General features: G+C 56.8%; 15 protein-coding genes. 8 read left to right on the top strand and 7 right to left on the bottom strand.

What is annotated here, in order from left to right:
• Positions 1–51 precede the first annotated feature (51 nt).
• The 4 genes from lldP to trmL are packed head-to-tail and all read left to right on the top strand — an operon-like array spanning position 52 to position 4,179.
• Positions 52–1,707, top strand: a complete 1,656-nt coding sequence (gene lldP / locus AOY23_RS01090) for an L-lactate permease (RefSeq protein WP_054178014.1) — start codon at positions 52–54, stop codon at positions 1,705–1,707.
• Entirely contained in the window at positions 1,704–2,474 is a 771-nt protein-coding gene (lldR, locus tag AOY23_RS01095) for a transcriptional regulator LldR (protein WP_054178015.1), read from the top strand. The genes lldP and lldR overlap by 4 nt, the downstream gene beginning before the upstream one ends.
• A gap of 2 nt (positions 2,475–2,476) precedes the next feature.
• The gene (gene lldD / locus AOY23_RS01100) at positions 2,477–3,664 is read left to right on the top strand and encodes an FMN-dependent L-lactate dehydrogenase LldD (protein WP_054178016.1); all 1,188 of its coding nucleotides are present in this window, start codon (positions 2,477–2,479) and stop codon (positions 3,662–3,664) included.
• Between the two features lie 44 nt (positions 3,665–3,708).
• Positions 3,709–4,179 (top strand): tRNA (uridine(34)/cytosine(34)/5-carboxymethylaminomethyluridine(34)-2'-O)-methyltransferase TrmL, encoded by a 471-nt coding sequence (gene trmL, locus AOY23_RS01105; protein ID WP_054178017.1) that lies wholly within the window; start codon positions 3,709–3,711, stop codon positions 4,177–4,179.
• A 39-nt stretch (positions 4,180–4,218) separates the two neighbouring features.
• On the opposite strand, the gene cysE is transcribed toward trmL, so the two are convergent.
• From cysE to AOY23_RS01130, 5 genes are all read right to left on the bottom strand, one after another.
• Entirely contained in the window at positions 4,219–5,040 is an 822-nt protein-coding gene (gene cysE, locus AOY23_RS01110; protein WP_054178018.1) for a serine O-acetyltransferase, read from the bottom strand.
• Positions 5,041–5,117: 77 nt separating this feature from the next.
• Positions 5,118–6,137 carry an NAD(P)H-dependent glycerol-3-phosphate dehydrogenase gene (gpsA, locus tag AOY23_RS01115; RefSeq protein WP_054178019.1) on the bottom strand — a complete coding sequence of 340 codons (1,020 nt, stop codon included), beginning with the start codon at positions 6,135–6,137 and terminating at the stop codon, positions 5,118–5,120.
• Positions 6,137–6,604, bottom strand: coding sequence for a protein-export chaperone SecB (gene secB, locus AOY23_RS01120; RefSeq protein WP_054178020.1), 468 nt, complete (start codon positions 6,602–6,604; stop codon positions 6,137–6,139). Before secB ends, gpsA begins: the two co-directional genes overlap by 1 nt.
• 34 nt (positions 6,605–6,638) lie before the next feature.
• The gene (gene grxC, locus AOY23_RS01125; protein WP_038161020.1) at positions 6,639–6,890 is read right to left on the bottom strand and encodes a glutaredoxin 3; all 252 of its coding nucleotides are present in this window, start codon (positions 6,888–6,890) and stop codon (positions 6,639–6,641) included.
• Positions 6,891–6,901: 11 nt separating this feature from the next.
• Positions 6,902–7,333, bottom strand: coding sequence for a rhodanese-like domain-containing protein (locus tag AOY23_RS01130; protein ID WP_054178021.1), 432 nt, complete (start codon positions 7,331–7,333; stop codon positions 6,902–6,904).
• A gap of 237 nt (positions 7,334–7,570) precedes the next feature.
• Here AOY23_RS01130 and gpmM point away from each other — a divergent pair, with 237 nt between their 5' ends.
• Genes gpmM through AOY23_RS01145 form a run of 3 tightly spaced genes read left to right on the top strand, consistent with a single transcriptional unit; the run spans position 7,571 to position 11,326 of the window.
• Entirely contained in the window at positions 7,571–9,118 is a 1,548-nt protein-coding gene (gpmM, locus tag AOY23_RS01135; protein ID WP_054178022.1) for a 2,3-bisphosphoglycerate-independent phosphoglycerate mutase, read from the top strand.
• 9 nt (positions 9,119–9,127) lie between these two features.
• Positions 9,128–10,399, top strand: coding sequence for a murein hydrolase activator EnvC (gene envC / locus AOY23_RS01140; RefSeq protein WP_054178023.1), 1,272 nt, complete (start codon positions 9,128–9,130; stop codon positions 10,397–10,399).
• A gap of 3 nt (positions 10,400–10,402) precedes the next feature.
• Positions 10,403–11,326: a divergent polysaccharide deacetylase family protein gene (locus tag AOY23_RS01145; protein WP_072170895.1), complete on the top strand. Its 924-nt coding sequence runs from the start codon at positions 10,403–10,405 to the stop codon at positions 11,324–11,326.
• Here AOY23_RS01145 and AOY23_RS01150 read toward each other — a convergent pair.
• Positions 11,323–12,120, bottom strand: coding sequence for a glycosyltransferase family 2 protein (locus tag AOY23_RS01150; protein WP_054178025.1), 798 nt, complete (start codon positions 12,118–12,120; stop codon positions 11,323–11,325). The genes AOY23_RS01145 and AOY23_RS01150 overlap by 4 nt on opposite strands.
• Positions 12,121–12,323: 203 nt before the next feature.
• Between AOY23_RS01150 and AOY23_RS01155 the strand changes: the two genes are divergently transcribed.
• Complete coding sequence (locus AOY23_RS01155) at positions 12,324–13,553, top strand: glycosyltransferase (protein ID WP_054178026.1); 1,230 nt, start codon at positions 12,324–12,326, stop codon at positions 13,551–13,553.
• A gap of 35 nt (positions 13,554–13,588) precedes the next feature.
• Here the strand turns inward: AOY23_RS01155 and tdh are convergent, their stop codons facing one another.
• Positions 13,589–14,617, bottom strand: a complete 1,029-nt coding sequence (gene tdh, locus AOY23_RS01160) for an L-threonine 3-dehydrogenase (protein ID WP_054178027.1) — start codon at positions 14,615–14,617, stop codon at positions 13,589–13,591.
• Positions 14,618–14,619 lie beyond the last annotated feature (2 nt).

A 14,619-nucleotide genomic window follows, 5' to 3' on the forward strand; every position in this document is an offset into this window, starting at 1 on the left:
ATAATGGGCGCAGACTCACAGCGGTTTTGTTCCGGCCCCCTGGAGACCTGCATGAACCTCTGGCAACAAAACTATGACCCGGCCGGGAATCTCTGGCTGTCGAGCCTGGTGGCTTCGCTGCCGATCCTGTTCTTCTTTTTCGCCCTGATTAAGCTCAAGTTGAAGGGTTACGTCGCGGCAAGCTGGACGGTCGGCATCGCGCTGCTGGTGGCGTTGTTGTTCTACAAAATGCCGGTCGATCACGCGCTGGCCTCCGTCGTCTATGGCTTCTTTTACGGCCTGTGGCCGATCGCGTGGATCATCATCGCCGCGGTGTTCGTTTACAAGATTTCGGTGAAAACCGGGCAGTTCGACATCATCCGGTCATCAATACTGTCGATTACGCCGGACCAGCGTTTGCAAATGCTGATCGTCGGCTTCTCTTTCGGCGCGTTTCTCGAAGGCGCGGCAGGGTTTGGTGCGCCGGTGGCGATTACTGCCGCGCTGCTGGTCGGCCTTGGTTTTAATCCGCTCTATGCCGCAGGTTTGTGCCTCATCGTTAACACTGCGCCGGTCGCCTTTGGCGCGATGGGCATCCCGATTCTGGTCGCCGGACAGGTGACCGGGCTCGACAGCTTTGAAATCGGCCAGATGGTGGGTCGTCAGTTGCCGTTTCTGACCATCATTGTGCTGTTCTGGATTATGGCGATCATGGACGGCTGGCGTGGGATTAAAGAGACCTGGCCCGCGGTGATGGTGGCAGGTGGTTCGTTCGCCATTGCGCAATACCTCAGCTCAAACTTTATCGGCCCGGAGCTGCCGGACATCATCTCCTCACTGGTGTCGCTGGTGTGCCTGACGCTGTTCCTGAAACGCTGGCAGCCGGTGCGCATTTTCCGCTTTGCCGATATGGGCGCATCGCTGGTGGATCAGACACTGGCGCGCACCCATTACTCCGCCGGACAGGTGGTTCGCGCCTGGTCGCCGTTCCTGTTTCTGACCGCCACGGTTACGCTGTGGAGCGTTCCGCCCTTCAAAGCGCTGTTTGCGCCGGGCGGCGCGCTGTATCACTGGGTAGTGAATATTTCCGTGCCGTTCCTCGATAAGCTGGTCGCCCGCATGCCGCCCGTGGTTCACGACGCCACACCGTACGCGGCGGTCTATAAATTCGACTGGTTCTCAGCCACCGGCACCGCCATTCTGTTTGCGGCGATCCTGTCTGTCATCTGGCTGCGCATGAAACCCAAAGACGCCGTGGCGACGTTCGGCACCACGCTGAAAGAACTGGCGCTGCCCATTTATTCGATCGGCATGGTGCTGGCGTTCGCCTTTATTTCGAACTATTCCGGCCTTTCGTCAACGCTGGCTCTGGCGCTGGCGCATACCGGTAACGCCTTTACCTTTTTCTCACCGTTCCTCGGCTGGCTGGGCGTGTTCCTGACCGGCTCGGATACCTCGTCGAACGCGCTGTTTGCCGCCCTGCAGGCCACGGCCGCGCAGCAGATTGGCGTCTCCGACGTGTTGATGGTGGCCGCCAATACCACCGGCGGCGTAACCGGCAAGATGATCTCCCCACAGTCTATTGCCATCGCCTGTGCGGCGGTTGGTCTGGTGGGGAAAGAGTCTGACCTGTTCCGCTTTACCGTAAAACACAGCCTGATTTTCACCTGCATGGTGGGCGTGATCACCACGCTTCAGGCGTATGTCTTAACCTGGATGATTCCATGATAGTGATGCCCCGGCGTCTTGCAGACGAGGTAGCTGATCGTGTGCGGGCGCTGATTGAAGAACAACAGCTGGAGGCGGGCATGCGTTTGCCCGCCGAGCGTCAGCTGGCCTTGCAACTTGGCGTGTCGCGCAATTCACTGCGTGAGGCACTGGCGAAACTGGTGGCGGAAGGCGTGCTGCTCAGCCGTCGCGGCGGCGGGACGTTCGTCCGCTGGCAGCATGAGTCCTGGTCCGAGCACAACATCGTGCAGCCGTTGAAAACCCTGATGGCGGATGATCCCGATTACAGCTTTGACATTCTCGAAGCCCGCCACGCCATTGAAACCAGCACCGCCTGGCACGCCGCGCTCCGCGCCACTGAAGCCGATAAAGAGAAAATCCGTCTCTGTTTTGACGCCACGCTGAGCGAAGATCCGGATATCGCCTCTCAGGCGGACGTCCGTTTTCACCTCGCCATCGCTGAAGCCTCGCACAACGTGGTGCTGCTGCAGACCATGCGCGGCTTTTTTGACGTGTTGCAGTCGTCTGTTAAACAGAGCCGTCAGCGGATGTATCTCGTGCCACCGGTCTTTGCAAAGCTGACGGAGCAGCATCAGGCCGTGCTGGACGCCATTGTCGCCGGAGACGCCGAAGGGGCGCGTCAGGCGATGATGGCTCACTTAGGATTCGTCCATACCACCATTAAACGTTTTGATGAAGATCAGGCCCGCCAGGCGCGAATCACCCGCCTGCCCGGTGACCCGACCGCGTTTCCCAGGGAGAAGTAAGCATGATTATTTCAGCAGCAAGCGACTATCGGGCAGCAGCACAGCGCATCCTGCCACCGTTCCTGTTCCACTACATCGACGGCGGCGCCTACGCGGAATATACCCTGCGCCGCAACGTGGAAGATCTGTCGCAAGTGGCGCTCCGCCAGCGGGTACTCAGAAATATGTCCGACCTGAGCCTCGACACCACGCTGTTTAACGAAAAGCTGTCGATGCCGGTCGCGCTCGGCCCGGTCGGGCTGTGCGGCATGTATGCCCGTCGTGGCGAAGTGCAGGCCGCGGGCGCCGCCGATGATAAAGGCATTCCGTTTACCCTCTCCACCGTGTCCGTTTGCCCTATCGAAGAAGTGGCTCCCACCCTCAAACGTCCGATGTGGTTCCAGTTGTATGTGTTGCGCGACCGCGGGTTTATGCGCAATGCGCTGGAACGCGCCAAAGCGGCGGGTTGTTCCACGCTGGTGTTTACCGTCGACATGCCGACGCCTGGCGCCCGTTATCGCGACGCCCATTCCGGGATGAGTGGCGCAAATGCTGCAATGCGCCGTTACTGGCAGGCCGTCACTCACCCGCAGTGGGCATGGGATGTGGGCCTCAACGGACGCCCGCATGATCTGGGGAATATCTCCGCGTATCTCGGTAAACCCACCGGGCTGGAAGATTATATCGGCTGGCTGGCGAACAATTTCGATCCTTCCATTTCATGGAAAGACCTGGAGTGGATCCGCGAATTCTGGGACGGCCCGATGGTGATCAAGGGGATCCTCGATCCGGAAGATGCGCGCGATGCGGTACGCTTTGGCGCTGACGGCATTGTGGTCTCTAACCACGGCGGTCGTCAGCTTGACGGCGTACTTTCGTCTGCGCGCGCCCTGCCCGCCATCGCCGATGCGGTGAAAGGCGATATCACAATTCTGGCCGACAGCGGCATTCGCAACGGACTTGACGTGGTGCGCATGATTGCGCTGGGTGCCGACAGCGTACTGCTGGGTCGTGCGTATCTCTACGCGCTGGCGACCCACGGCCGCAAAGGCGTGGCGAACCTGCTCGATTTGATTGAGAAAGAGATGAAAGTGGCGATGACCCTGACCGGCGCGAAAACCATTCATGAGATCAGCCGCGAATCGCTGGTGCAGGAAGCGGCGCACCTGAAGGCCGCGCTGGCTCCGCTGGCACACGGAAGCGCGGCGTAATCGACGCAGATCTGCTATTCTGCCCCCGCTATTAAGGGGGCAGCATGCTAAATATCGTTTTATTCGAACCTGAAATCCCGCCCAATACCGGGAACATTATCCGTCTGTGCGCCAATACCGGCTTTCGTCTGCATATCATCGAACCGATGGGCTTTGCCTGGGACGACAAGCGTCTGCGCCGCGCCGGGCTGGATTATCACGAATTTACTGCCGTCACCCGCCATGCGGATTACGCCGCGTTTCTCGACGCCGTAAAACCCCAGCGTCTGTTTGCCCTGACCACCAAAGGCACGCCCGCGCACAGCGCTGTCAGCTATCAGGACGGGGATTTTCTGATGTTTGGCCCCGAGACGCGTGGGCTGCCCGCGACAATTCTGGACGCGCTGCCGCCGGCGCAAAAAATACGCATACCGATGATGCCGGACAGCCGCAGTATGAACCTGTCGAATGCGGTGTCGGTGGTGGTGTATGAAGCCTGGCGCCAGCTGGGATACCCTGGCGCCGTGCTACGGTAGCAAAATGCCCGGTGGCGCTACGCTTACCGGGCCTACGAGTCAGATGCCGTCGCCATACTCGAAGGTATGGTGAATGCCGTTGAAGTGCTGATCCATATCCATCGACGGTTTATCGCTGTCAGGTTTACCGACAATACGCGCCGGTACACCTGCGGCGGTGGTGTGCGGTGGAACCGGCTGTAGCACAACGGAACCTGCGCCAATTTTCGCGCCACGCCCGACCTCGATATTGCCGAGGATTTTCGCGCCAGCGCCAATCATCACCCCTTCACGAATCTTCGGATGGCGATCGCCACTGGTTTTCCCGGTACCACCGAGAGTGACTGATTGCAGGATAGAAACGTCGTTTTCGATGACCGCCGTCTCACCAACGACAATGCCGGTAGCGTGGTCAAGCATAATGCCACGACCAATTTGCGCCGCCGGATGAATATCAACCTGAAACGTCACAGAAACCTGATTTTGCAGGAAAATCGCCAGCGCGCGACGGCCCTGATTCCACAGCCAGTGACCGATGCGATACGCCTGTAGCGCGTGGAAACCTTTCAGATACAGCAGCGGCGTGGAGTATTTATCTACCGCCGGGTCGCGGGTGCGCACCGCCTGAATATCGCAGGCCGCGGAAGCGATCATTTCCGGGTCGGCGGCATACGCCTCTTCCACCACTTCGCGGATCGCGATGGCGGGCATAATGGGTGATGCCAGCTTGGTCGCCAGCATGTAGCTTAACGCGCTGCCGAGATTTTCGTGCTTGAGGAGCGTTGCGTGATAAAAACTGGCAAGCATAGGCTCACAGTCAGCCAGCGCCCGGGCTTCGGCTTTGATGTTGTTCCAGACAATTTCCAGTTCTTCACACGACATTGCATACTCCAGACGATATCATGACGACCGGCCAGTTCTGCGCTGGCCGGGTCGTTAGGGGACAAAGTTCCTTGCGACTAGTGGCTGCTGCGCTCGTCCTTGCGTGCGCGACCTAATAAGGTCAATGCTGCCTCGCGCGCGTTTTTTCCGCAATACAATACCTGATAAATTTCCTCGGTTATTGGCATTTCCACACCAAAACGGTGTGCCAGTGCGCGGACTTCCTTGGTATTGCGATAGCCTTCAACCACCTGGCCGATGCTGTCCTGCGCGCTTTGAACATCCATGCCCTTGCCGAGCATCATGCCAAAACGGCGGTTACGGGACTGGTTGTCGGTACAGGTCAGCACCAGATCACCAAGCCCTGCCATGCCCATAAACGTCGCCGGATCAGCACCCAGCGCCGCGCCAAGACGGGACATTTCAGTCAGCCCGCGGGTGATGAGCGCCGTACGCGCGTTGGCGCCGAAGCCAATGCCGTCAGACATCCCGGCGCCGATAGCAATCACGTTTTTCACCGCACCGCCCAGCTGGACGCCGATGAAATCCGGGTTGATATAGACGCGGAAGCTTTTGCCGCAATGCAGCAACTGTTGAAGATCGTCAGCGAAAGCAGGGTCGGTGGAAGCCAGGGAAATTGCCGTCGGCAGACCAGCCGCCAGCTCTTTGGCAAACGTCGGGCCGGAAATAACCGCCAGCGGGATCGCATCGCCCAGCACATCGCGCGCCACATCCTGCAACAAACGCCCGGTTTCAGCTTCCAGGCCTTTCGTCGCCCAGACCAGCCGCGCATCAGGGCGCATCAGGGGTTTGATCTGCTGCAGAACGTCGCCGAACACATGGCTTGGCACCACGACCAGAATATCGCGACTGGCGGCCAGCGCCGCGGTCAGCGAGCTTTCCAGGCGAAGCGTATCAGGGAAAGGAACATCCGGGAGAAAAGCGGCGTTGCAACGATCGTGCTGTAACGTGGCGATGTGTTTCGGGTCATGGCCCCACAGCACAACGTTGTGGCCATTGCGCGCCAGCGTGATCGCAAGAGCGGTGCCGTAGGAGCCGGCACCGATGACAGTCATTGAAGCGTTAGCGGCGTTCATCAGGCATCCTGATGCGGTTGTTCGCCTTCGCCAGCCTGTTGCTGCAGATAACTCATGAACAGCGCATCAAAGTTGACCGGTGCCAGGTTCAGCTGCGGGAAAGTACCGCGGGAAACCAGGCTGGTGATGCATTCGCGCGCGTACGGGAACAGGATGTTCGGGCAGTAAGCACCCAGGCAGTGCGCCATCTGGTTGCCTTCGATACCTTCGATAGAGAAGATACCCGCCTGCTGGACTTCGCACAGGAACGCCGTTTCGTCATTCAGAGACGCCGTTACGGTAACGCGCAGAACCACTTCGAAAACACCTTCCGCCAGCTGGCTGGACGCGGTATCCAGATCCAGTTTAACTTCTGGCTGCCAGTCTTTCTGGAAAACGTGTGGCGCGTTCGGCGCTTCGTATGACACATCCTTCGTATAAATACGCTGGATCTGGAAATTCATTTCTGCGGTATTTTGTTCTGACATGTGAAAACCCTTAGTGTTGTGTCCTTAAATTGCGTCAGCGGAGCAGAGGATCGAGTCCACCACGCGCGTCCAGCGCATACAAGTCATCACAGCCGCCAATGTGCTGTGCATCAATAAAAATCTGCGGAACCGTGGTACGGCCACTACGCTTAATCATCTCTTCACGCTTCACCGCATCGCCGTCGATCGGCAGTTCCTGAAACGTCACCCCTTTGCTGTTCAGCAGCGCTTTAGCGCGATGGCAGAACGGGCAGGTAGCTTTAGTATAGATCTCGATATTGGCCATCACGTCGCTCCTTACTTACCTTTGACCAGAGGCAGGTTTTCACCGCTCCAGCCTGCGATACCTTCTTTCAGTACATAAACCTGGGCGAAACCGGCTTTAGCGAGCTCGCCCGCAGGTGACTGCGCCTGCAGTCCGGATCCGTCAACCACAATAATGGGTTGAGATTTGTGTTTTTCCAGTTCGCCGACGTTATTTGCTTTAATTTCGCTGGGCAGCAGGTTGATGGAGCCTGCAATGTGACCTTTACGGAAATCATCGCGCTGGCGTAAATCCACCACGACGGCGTCTTCTTTGTTAATCAGACGCGTTGCTTCGCCACGGGTAATAACCTTAACTTTAGACATTAACCCTTTGAAGGTGGTGAACAGGACGGCCACCAGTAACGCAACCCACGCGATACACAGTATGGGGTTGCGACTGACAAATTGCATAATTTCTTGCATGGGGGGTAACGACTCCCGACTGAGTGATTAAAAAACCAGGAAAGGAGTATACCTGCGCGTTAGCCGGTGAGCATTAGCTATTCGCTTTTCTGCGGCATAGAACGAGAAAAATTGCTGAAATGACCCCTGACCGATATCACACTCCACCGCTTTTCTTGATCTTCTGTGGCTATTTGATCGATTCAGCTGTAGTAAAATTACGCAAAATTTCTGTCTTTTGAGCATGAGGTTGTCGCAATGTCGGTTTCAAAAAAACCTATGGTTCTGGTTATTCTGGATGGTTATGGCTACCGTGAAGACCAGCAGGATAACGCTATTTACTCCGCTAAAACCCCTGTCATGGACGCGCTGTGGGCAAAACGCCCGCATACGCTGATCGACGCGTCTGGCCTGGAAGTTGGTCTGCCGGATCGCCAGATGGGCAACTCCGAAGTGGGTCACGTTAACCTCGGTGCGGGCCGCATCGTGTATCAGGATCTGACCCGCCTTGATGTTGAAATCAAAGACCGTAAATTCTTTACCAACCCGGTGCTGAACGCCGCTGTTGATAAAGCCGCTGCCGCAGGCAAAGCCGTGCACATCATGGGCCTGCTTTCCGCGGGCGGCGTGCACAGCCATGAAGATCACATTATGGCGATGGTGGAACTGGCCGTAGAGCGCGGTGCGGAAAAAATCTACCTGCACGCGTTCCTTGACGGTCGCGACACTCCGCCGCGCAGCGCGAAAGCGTCGCTGCAGGCGTTTGAAGAGAAATTCGCTGCGCTCGGTAAAGGCCGCGTGGCGTCGATCATAGGTCGCTACTACGCGATGGATCGTGACAACCGTTGGGATCGCGTCGAGCAGGCGTATGATCTGCTGACCCAGGCGAAAGGCCAGTTCCAGACCGACACCGCGGTAGCAGGCCTTGAAGCCGCTTATGCCCGCGATGAAAACGACGAGTTCGTCAAAGCGACCGTGGTTCGCGCTGCGGGTCAGGCTGATGCCGCCATGCAGGACGGCGACGCGCTGATTTTCATGAACTTCCGCGCTGACCGTGCCCGTGAAATCACCCGTGCATTCGTGAACGCCGATTTCGACGGCTTCGCCCGTAAGAAAGTGGTGAAACTGGCTGATTTCGTCATGCTGACTGAATACGCCGCGGACATCAAAGCCGCCTGCGCATATCCGCCAGCGTCGCTGACCAATACCTACGGCGAATGGATGGCGAAAAACGACAAGACCCAGTTGCGTATCTCTGAAACCGAGAAATACGCGCACGTGACCTTCTTCTTTAACGGCGGCGTTGAAGAGCCGTTTGCCGGTGAAGACCGCATTCTGATCAACTCCCCGAAAGTGGCGACCTACGATCTGCAGCCGGAAATGAGCTCCGCCGAGCTGACGGAAAAACTGGTCGGTGCCATCAAGAGTGGCAAATACGACACCATTATTTGTAACTACCCGAACGGCGATATGGTCGGTCATACCGGTGTGTTTGAAGCGGCGGTTCACGCGGTTGAAGCGCTGGATCACTGCATCGACGAAGTGACCCACGCAGTGGAATCCGTTGGCGGTCAGTTGCTGATCACCGCAGACCACGGCAACGCTGAACAGATGCGTGATCCGTCAACCGGCCAGGCGCATACCGCGCATACCAACCTGCCGGTTCCGCTGATTTACGTCGGGCCAAAAACGGTGAAAGCCGTTGAAGGCGGTAAACTTTCCGACATCGCGCCAACCATGTTGACGCTGATGGGAATGGAAATCCCGCAAGAGATGACTGGTAAGGCGCTGTTCATCGTGGAATAATCCTTCCCCATGAGGGGAAAGGCGACTTATTCAATGACATGGACCGCGGCCGCTGTCCGGTCTGTACTTTACGCCAGCGCACTCAGCGCTGGCGTATTGCTGTGCGCCGCATCTGCCCAGGCTGATGATCGCGATCAGCTGAAATCCATTCAGGCCGATATCGCCGCCAAAGAGCGCGCGGTACGCCAGCAGCAGCAGCAACGCGCCTCACTGCTCGCTCAGCTTAAAACGCAGGAAGAGGCGATTTCCGCCGCCGCGCGCGCCCTGCGTGAAACCCAGAACACCCTCGCCCAGCTCAATAAACAAATTGATGCGATGAATGCCTCCATCGCGAAACTGGAGAAGCAAAAAGCGCAGCAGGAACGCAATCTGGCGGCCCAGCTGGACGCGGCGTTTCGTCAGGGTCAGCATACCGGCATTCAGCTCATTCTGAGCGGCGAAGAGAGCCAGCGCGGTCAGCGTTTGCAGGCCTATTTTGGCTATCTCAACCAGGCGCGTCAGGAAACTATCGGTCAGCTAAAGCAGACGCGCGAAGAGGTCGCCACGCAAAAAGCGGAGCTGGAAGAGAAACAGAGCCAGCAGCAGACCCTGCTTTACGAGCAAAAAGCGCAGCAGGCGAAGCTGGAACAGGCGCGAAACGAACGTAAGAAAACGCTTTCCGGGCTGGAATCTTCCATTCAGGAGGGTCAGCAGCAGTTAAGCGAACTGCGGGCGAACGAATCCCGCATGCGCAACCGCATCGCGCAGGCGGAAGCCGCCGCCAGGGCCCGGGCGGAACGTGAAGCCCGTGAGGCGCAGGCCGTGCGTGATCGCCAGCAGGAAGCCTCCCGCAAAGGCACCACCTATAAACCTACCGAAAGTGAGCGCTCGCTGATGTCGCGCACCGGCGGTCTCGGCTCGCCGCGCGGTCAGGCCTTCTGGCCGGTTCGCGGTCCCACGCTTCATCGTTATGGCGAACCGCTACAGGGTGAGCTACGTTGGAAAGGGATGGTCATCGGTGCGTCGGAAGGAACGGAAGTTAAAGCCATCGCCGACGGGCGCGTGATCCTCGCCGACTGGCTGCAGGGCTATGGTCTGGTCGTGGTGGTTGAGCACGGTAAAGGCGACATGAGCCTGTACGGCTACAATCAGAGCGCGCTGGTCAGCGTCGGCACGCAGGTGCGCGCAGGTCAGCCGATTGCCCTCGTGGGCAGCAGCGGAGGTCAGGGTCGACCGTCGCTCTATTTCGAAATTCGTCGCCAGGGTCAGGCGGTCAATCCACAGCCGTGGTTGGGAAGATAAGTTTTGCTTCAATTTCGTCGTATTGTTCTCTCCATCGCCGGGTTACTGACGATGGCTGCCCCGGCGTTCGCCGGAAAACTCGCTATCGTCATTGACGATTTTGGCTACCGCCCGCAAACCGAAAATCAGGTGCTGGCGCTTCCTGCCACACTTTCCGTGGCGGTGCTGCCCAACGCGCCGCACGCCCGTGAAATGGCGACCAAGGCCCATAACAGCGGCCATGAAGTGCTGATTCATCTGCCGATGGCACCGCTCAGCAAACAGCCGCTGGAAAAAGATACGCTGCGCCCGGAGATGAACAGCGATGAGATCGATCGCATCATCCGTGAAGCGGTCAACAACGTGCCTTTCGCCGTGGGTCTGAATAACCACATGGGCAGCGCGATGACCTCAAACCTGTTCGGTATGGAAAAAGTGATGCAGTCGCTCAGCCGCTACAATCTCTATTTCCTCGACAGCATGACCATCGGCAACAGCCAGGCACTGCGTGCATCTTCCGGTACCGGCGTGAAGGTGATCAAACGTAAGGTGTTTCTGGATGACACCCAAAACGAGGCGGACATTCGTTATCAGTTCAACCGCGCGATTCAACTGGCGCGACGTAACGGCTCCGCTATCGCCATCGGCCACCCGCACCCGTCAACCGTGCGGGTTTTGCAGCAGATGATTTACAGCCTGCCGCCGGACATCACGCTGGTGCGCCCGAGCAGCCTGCTCAACGAGCCGCAGGTAGATACCTCCACGCCACCGAAGAATACGCAGCCGCCGCGCAATCCGTTTCGGGGCGTGAAGCTGTGCAAAGCGAAAAAACCGCCTGAACCCGTTTACGCAACGCGTTTCTTTACGGTGATTGGTGAAAGCATCAGCCAGAGCACACTGGTGCAGTACTATCAGCACCAGTGGCAGGGCTGGAACAAAAAAGACTAAACGGTATGAGAATCCGTGTGCTTATCGGCCACGGATTTTTTATTATCCTGATACTGATACCAGGCTTTGAAGTATTTAAGAAAGCTATAGAGCGTGGCATAAAGTCCGGTTACGGCGCCGACTTTTCCTTGCCGCCAGGCACCGCTGAACAAATACCATTTAAAAAATGCACCAATAGCGCTAATGATTCCACGCGCAATTGAGGGTCGGACTTTCTGATATTTTACCAGCCGCGTGGTATAGCTGTTCAGTTTACTAAAGACTTCGTGCAGCGAATAAAAGGTGTCGTGCCTGACATGTCCGGGAATAGTAAACGTTTCCCCGGTGCCTTCCACTTTATCGTCGACAGGGCGCAGATTAAACCGCGCATGATTGCGGTTAAACAGACGTACCGGGAAATCCGGAGAAGAGATGGGGTAAATGGTTCGCGTTTGCTCGCCCAGCACATACCAGAAGCGGGAGATGCGCCAGCCGTACTCTGGTGACGGCGTTTCGCCTGCTTTTAATGTCTGAATGAATTCGAGGGTTGGCTCGTCGAAGATTTCATCGCTATCAACGCATAATACCCAATCATTGGAAGAATGTTTTATAGCAACATTCATTTGTTCGCCGTGCATACTATATGGATTATAGATTGGCGTTAATCCATATCCTTCACAAATATTTATTGTTTTATCGGTACTGCCAGAATCAATCACGACAAATTCATCCGCAATGGTGATTAATGGCGGAATGACTTTGTGCAGCAAGCGCTCAGAATTATACGTCAGCAAGCAAACGGTCAATTTAAACATGTCTATCCCACGATAATAATGTGACACCAAAAAGCGGTGCCGGTGAATTTTACGCACATGTGTATGACAGAAAAATATGAGATCTCACACTTTTAGCGAGATTGTTTCTGATTTTAATAGTAGCCGTTTCTGTAACAAAAACGCTGAATATCCATCCGAAATCTTTATAATGCCAGCAGGTTTAGCGGACAGAGAACAGAGTCATGGTGCCACAGCGACGGAAAATTTTGCTTTTTGACAGTGGCAAGGAGTGGGGCGGCGGTACCAACAGTATGCTGGAACTGCTTAAGCGTATCGACCGTGAGCGGTTCGATATCACCTGCTGTTTTTACTATAACTATCGCCGGGATCAGGGTCAGACGATTGAAGAGGTGCTGGCCGGGTTTGGTATTCCGATGATCCTGCTGCCTGCCCGCCGCCAGCCAGGCTGGGCGAAAGTGGTCAAAGAGATTGGCCGCAGCCTGCTCTTTTTCTCCCGCGACGCCCGCAAAGCCTTCACCCGTAAGATGGACAACCTGTGGCGTATCCAGCCGAACGCGAAACAGTTGCGCCAGCTGCTGAAAGACGGCGGTTACGACGTTCTGTATATGAACAATCAGCCAGGCTCAAACGAGGAAGGCTACCACGCCGTTGCCGACCTTCCTGTTGCGCTGGTGCAGCACTGCCGCATTGAGCCCGCGCTCACGCCGTCGCTGGTGTCCCTGGTCAATCAACGCATTGATAAAATTATCGCCGTTTCGCAGGGCGTGGAACGGGTGTTGTTGAAAAATGGCGTGGCGGCGTCGTATTGCATGACGGTAAACAACGCCATCGACGTCAACCAGCCGCTGCCGGATCGCCAGCAGATGCGCGACACGCTGGGCATTACGCCCGAGACCTTCGTCTTCGGTAGCATCGGGTCGCTACTCGCACGCAAATCCAATCATCATACGCTGGCAGCGCTGGCACAGTTCCACCAGCAGCATCCTGAGGCGAACTGGAAAATGATGCTGGTGGGGCAAGGGCCGGAGCGCGACGCGCTGGAGGCGCAGGCCAGAACGCTGGGGATTGCGGAGCATCTGATCTTTACCGGCTTTAAAAATAATCCTTTTGATTATCTGGCAGCCTTTGACGCGTTTGTTCTTGCTTCCAGCAGCGAAGGGTTGCCGCGGGTGGTGCTTGAAGCGATGCTGCTCGGCATTCCGGTGGTGGGTTCAGACGTGACGGGGACGCAGGAGCTGGTTCAGCATGAGCAAACCGGTCTGCTGTTTCCGTGGAGCGATGTGAAAATGCTGGAAAATCATCTCACCCGTATCTGGCAGGATGCGTCGCTGCGCCAGCGGCTCGCGCAAAACGGTCAGCAACAGGTGCGCAGCCAGTACGCGATTGAACATTATGTTTCCGGTGTGGAAGCCGTGCTGGGGACAATTCAGTCGAGGCGATCGGGCGTTTAACCGGGAGCGCGAACGCGCCCCCGGCAATCACGGGCTTACTTATCCCAGCTTAAAATCACTTTTCCGGACTGACCAGAACGCATGGCGTCGAAGCCTTTCTGGAAATCATCAATCCCGAAACGGTGAGTGATGATCGGCGACAAATCCAGGCCAGACTGGATCAGCGCTGCCATTTTGTACCAGGTTTCAAACATTTCACGACCGTAGATCCCTTTAATAAAGAGCCCCTTAAAGATCACTTTGGTCCAGTCGATAGACATGTCTGATGGCGGAATACCGAGCATCGCGATACGGCCACCGTGGTTCATGGTGTCGAGCATGGTGCGGAACGCGGGCGGCGCACCGGACATTTCCAGACCGACGTCAAACCCTTCGGTCATACCCAGCTCGGCCATCACATCGGCCAGGTTTTCTTTCGCGACGTTAACCGCGCGGGTGACGCCCATTTTGCGCGCCAGCTCAAGACGATATTCATTCACATCAGTGATAACGACATGACGTGCACCCACGTGCTTCGCCACCGCGGCCGCCATGACGCCGATCGGGCCTGCGCCAGAGACCAGCACATCTTCACCGACCAGGTCGAAGGAGAGCGCCGTATGTACCGCGTTACCAAACGGGTCAAAAATGGAGGCTAAATCATCAGAAATGTTGTCCGGGATTTTGAAGGCGTTAAATGCCGGGATCACCAGATATTCCGCAAAGCAGCCCGGACGATTGACGCCCACGCCGATGGTGTTGCGGCATAAGTGCGTACGACCGCCGCGGCAGTTGCGGCAGTGTCCACAGGTAATATGGCCTTCACCGGAGACGCGATCGCCGATGTTAAAGCCCTTCACTTCCTGACCAATGCCGACCACTTCACCGACATATTCATGGCCCACGACCATCGGTACCGGAATGGTTTTTTGCGACCACTCATCCCAGTTGTAGATGTGTACATCCGTTCCGCAGATGGCTGTTTTACGGATTTTGATCAGCAGATCGTTATGACCCATAGCCGGTTCCGGCACGTCGGTCATCCAGATCCCTTCTTCCGCTTTCAGTTTGGATAACGCTTTCATCT

Source organism: Trabulsiella odontotermitis (assembly GCF_001297775.1).
Taxonomy (GTDB): Bacteria; Pseudomonadota; Gammaproteobacteria; order Enterobacterales; family Enterobacteriaceae; genus Trabulsiella; species Trabulsiella odontotermitis.